Annotated in this window: 3 protein-coding genes and 3 pseudogenes; 1 reads left to right on the top strand and 5 read right to left on the bottom strand. The window is 57.0% G+C overall.

Features of this window, described 5'->3' with window-relative positions:
• The 5 genes and pseudogenes from NJLHNGOC_RS16500 to NJLHNGOC_RS16495 form a co-directional block, all read right to left on the bottom strand.
• Window positions 1-311, bottom strand: a pseudogene (locus tag NJLHNGOC_RS16500) (site-specific integrase); the annotation flags it as partial.
• On the bottom strand, window positions 308-628 hold the full coding sequence (locus tag NJLHNGOC_RS14995) for a WGR domain-containing protein (protein WP_206059815.1): 321 nt from the start codon (window positions 626-628) through the stop codon (window positions 308-310). The pseudogene NJLHNGOC_RS16500 and the gene NJLHNGOC_RS14995, both read right to left, overlap by 4 nt.
• 366 nt (window positions 629-994) lie before the next feature.
• Window positions 995-1,564 carry a hypothetical protein gene (locus NJLHNGOC_RS15775; RefSeq protein ID WP_133258763.1) on the bottom strand — a complete coding sequence of 190 codons (570 nt, stop codon included), beginning with the start codon at window positions 1,562-1,564 and terminating at the stop codon, window positions 995-997.
• A gap of 307 nt (window positions 1,565-1,871) precedes the next feature.
• Window positions 1,872-1,957 (bottom strand): annotated as a pseudogene (locus NJLHNGOC_RS16735) (IS5/IS1182 family transposase); the annotation flags it as partial.
• A gap of 27 nt (window positions 1,958-1,984) precedes the next feature.
• Window positions 1,985-2,295 (bottom strand): annotated as a pseudogene (locus NJLHNGOC_RS16495) (transposase); the annotation flags it as partial.
• Between the two features lie 274 nt (window positions 2,296-2,569).
• Between NJLHNGOC_RS16495 and NJLHNGOC_RS14985 the strand changes: the two are divergent.
• Window positions 2,570-3,256: IS110 family transposase (locus NJLHNGOC_RS14985; protein WP_165837955.1), on the top strand; the 687-nt coding region annotated here is incomplete at its 3' end.

Genomic DNA, 3,256 nt, shown 5'->3' with positions numbered 1-3,256 from the left:
GAGGGGGGCACCGGCACGGCGCGATAGATCCCGTCCTGGCGCTTCTTGAGCGTGGCGAACACCAGCACGCCGCCGGCCAGGTCCACCCGGTCCGCCGTCAGGGCGAGGGCCTCGGACAGGCGGCAGCCCGACCAGGCCAGGGTCATGCACAGCGTGCGGGCCTCGCGCGGTGCCGGCTCGGCCGCGCGCAGGAACCGCGCCCGCTCGGCGACCGTGAGGTATTTGCGGCTCCCGTCGCGGTCGAACAGCTGCATCCCGCCGGGGACGCCTGCCGGGGTCACCCGCTGTCCCGGTTTTCGGGTGCCGCTCATCCGGCCGTCCTGTCGCGGTAGCCCCGCCGGCGCTTGGCCCGGAGTTGACGGGCGAGGGCGTCGAGCGCCTGCCCGGCATCGTCATGCAATTCGCATATCTGCCGGCCGGCCGTCCCGATCCGCCCCCACTGCCGCACCAGGGCGGTGCCGCCGAACAGGTCAGGCTGCAGCGACAGATGGTAGAAGCGCCAGCAGTTGGCGGCCGGGTCGACGCGCACCAGCGCCGCCGTTTCGGGGAACAGCGACAACTGGCAAGGCGGCCGGACAGGGGCCTTCGGGGCGCGTTTGGGCATATGATCCCGAAAAATGTAACACATGTCACCCGCCCCGGACAGGAAAACCGCCGCTGACGCGGGGCAGGCCGGCCCGGTTCAGGCCCGGCCTGTTACACTATTGCCCATAGTGTAACAGGGTAGAAGTTTTGCGGCTTATGAAGGCCATCTGGAACATGGCATGCGATCAATGTCACACAACTGTGATTTTCGTTCTATCTTGACTTCGAAAATCCATACCGCATGTTACTTTTTGTTGCGTATACAGATCGAGGAAACATACTGATGCAGACAAATTCTTTTGTAACCCCTGTTTCCGATGTTGAGTTGGATCTCGTCTCAGGAGGATTTCTCTCCTGGACAACCCAACAATGCGTTGGCGCGTTTACTGCAGGTGGTGGCATTCTAGGATCAATCTTTGGCGGAGCTGCAGGCGGCGGTGTCGGCCTCGGTATTGGCGCAGGTCTGGGTCAAGCCATTTGCCCAGTCATTTCGAAATGATAACACAACCATTACTTCCACCCAAATGATGGGAAAAAGAAAATGGATTCTTCTCAAATAAATGGGCTTATCCTCAGCAGTGGTATTATTGCGAGCGTAATCCCGAACAAAGTGATAGCCACTTCTATTGTGGCTATTTGTATAGCTTTTTCTCTTTTGCGCGCCGCTAACATCATAAAAATCTGAAGGCGTAATCTTCGCCGGCATCGATGTCTTGGCGAAAAATGTTGCTCTATGGTCATGCTCGGCTTGCTGCCACCCTCGTGAATAAGATGGGCTAGCACTACAGTTGCAGTTTATTTTCCGGACCAGAAAAACGAAAAAATTGCGGTTTTTCTCGCCGTAGACAGCCTGAAATTCGAGCCTTCTGGAAAGTATGGGAGTCATGAACAATTGGCGAACAAAGGAAATTGCAACTGTAGTTCTAGGCGGTGCCGGTCTGGGTGGCCTTGCATTAATTGCAACACCTGAGATTGCCATATTGGCAGGCCCCTTCTGCAAGGTGATGAAAAATGAGAGTGTTCGATAGCAATATTTTTTCCGGAGTAATCGCAGGTATCACTGTGTTTGTGACACCAAAATTGTTTGATTTTTTTCATTTAAGGCACTCTAATTTCGATGTGGCTGCAGTGCTGGTCGCTGTATTGACAGCGATTGTGTCAATAAGAATGACTCGCAGAAAAGAAAAAATCCAATAACCCAATAAATTTATATGGCTCCTATAGATCACGAACATGCCGATCGCCATCAGGCCGTCCATCACGCTCTGCACCCAATCCGTCGTGAAGGTATCAACAGCGATATGGCGCTTGGGCCGACGATCTTCTTGCCGGCGTCATGACCCCTTGTTTTTATGTGTGGGGCCTTGATGCCTGTCTTATGCATTCAGAGTCGCCGTATGCGACAAAGGACGTAGAGCGGGTGCAGACGGTCGAGTCTGCCGTCATGCTGCCAGCGGCAGAAATAGTAATTCAGCGTGCTGCGCGGCGGGAGGTCTTTCGAGATCGCGCGCCACTGACAACCCGTTCCAAGAACATACATCAGGCCGTTCATGACCTCCCGTATATCCACTATCCGCTATCCGCTTGTTGCCGCCACGCCGGGCAGCCGGGATCAGGGGTTCGATCAGCGACCATTTCCTCGTCCGTCAGATCACTCGGATAGCGAAGCTGGCTCCGGTCATATCGGGCACGGTTGTCGGCGATCCACATCAGCAACTCCTGCAAAACGGGCGCGCTTATAGGAAATTATCAACGATTCCAATGATTTAAAATGATCTTGGACAGGCTTGTCTTATGCATTCCGTGTCGCTGCGTGCGACAAAGGACTGATTTTTCCGGAGTGGCCACCCCGGAAAAATCAGGAAGGGGACGGGTCGGCAACAGGCAGACCGTAATGGGTCGTCTTGAGAGTATGACTACCCCTTCTTTTCCTTGTGTCCTGAACGGATACCCGAGGTTCGGCCTCGGATGACAAGCATAGGACATGGAAAAGATGACGCATCCAGTTGCGGCTTCCAAGGCCGAGTTGCCACACGCATCGATCACAATTGGGATCGATGTATCCAAGGATCATCTCGACGCCGCCCGTCACCCCGGCGGTGATACCGTCCGTGTCGCCAACACCCGCAAGGGCCAGACCGCACTTCTGCGCTGGATCGGCGACATCAAAGCCGTTGCCCGGGTGGTGTTCGAGCCAACCGGCCCCTATCACCGCACACTGGAGGAACGCCTGGCGGCCGTTGGTATCCCGCAGGTCAAGGTTAATCCACGACAGGCGCGTCGTTTCGCCGAAGCCACCGGCAAACTCGCGAAGACAGATCGCGTCGATGCATTGATGCTGGCACGCTATGGTGCCCTGCTGGATCCCGTGGCGCGTCCAGTCCGCACGGATCTACAGAACCGTCTGGCCGAACTGGTGGCCGCGCGCCGCAGTCTGATGCGAGACCGCACGGCAACGCTCAATCGTCTCAAGACCCTCACGATCGGCTTGCTGCAGCGCCACGCGCGTCATCGCCTGCGGCAGATCGAGGCGCAGGTCACATCCCTCGATGCGGCAACTGACGCGCTCGTGGCGGAAGATGCGCATCTGTCCCGGCGCTGGGACGTGCTGGCCAGTATTGGGGTCGTTTGCGGGAGGGGGCGAAATCCTACGCTAAGCCGAGGACGCGCT

It is taken from the genome of Novacetimonas cocois, assembly GCF_003311635.1.
GTDB lineage: Bacteria > Pseudomonadota > Alphaproteobacteria > Acetobacterales > Acetobacteraceae > Novacetimonas > Novacetimonas cocois.
Note: the sequence above shows the minus strand (reverse complement) of the source record. Positions and strands in the feature narration are given on the sequence as shown.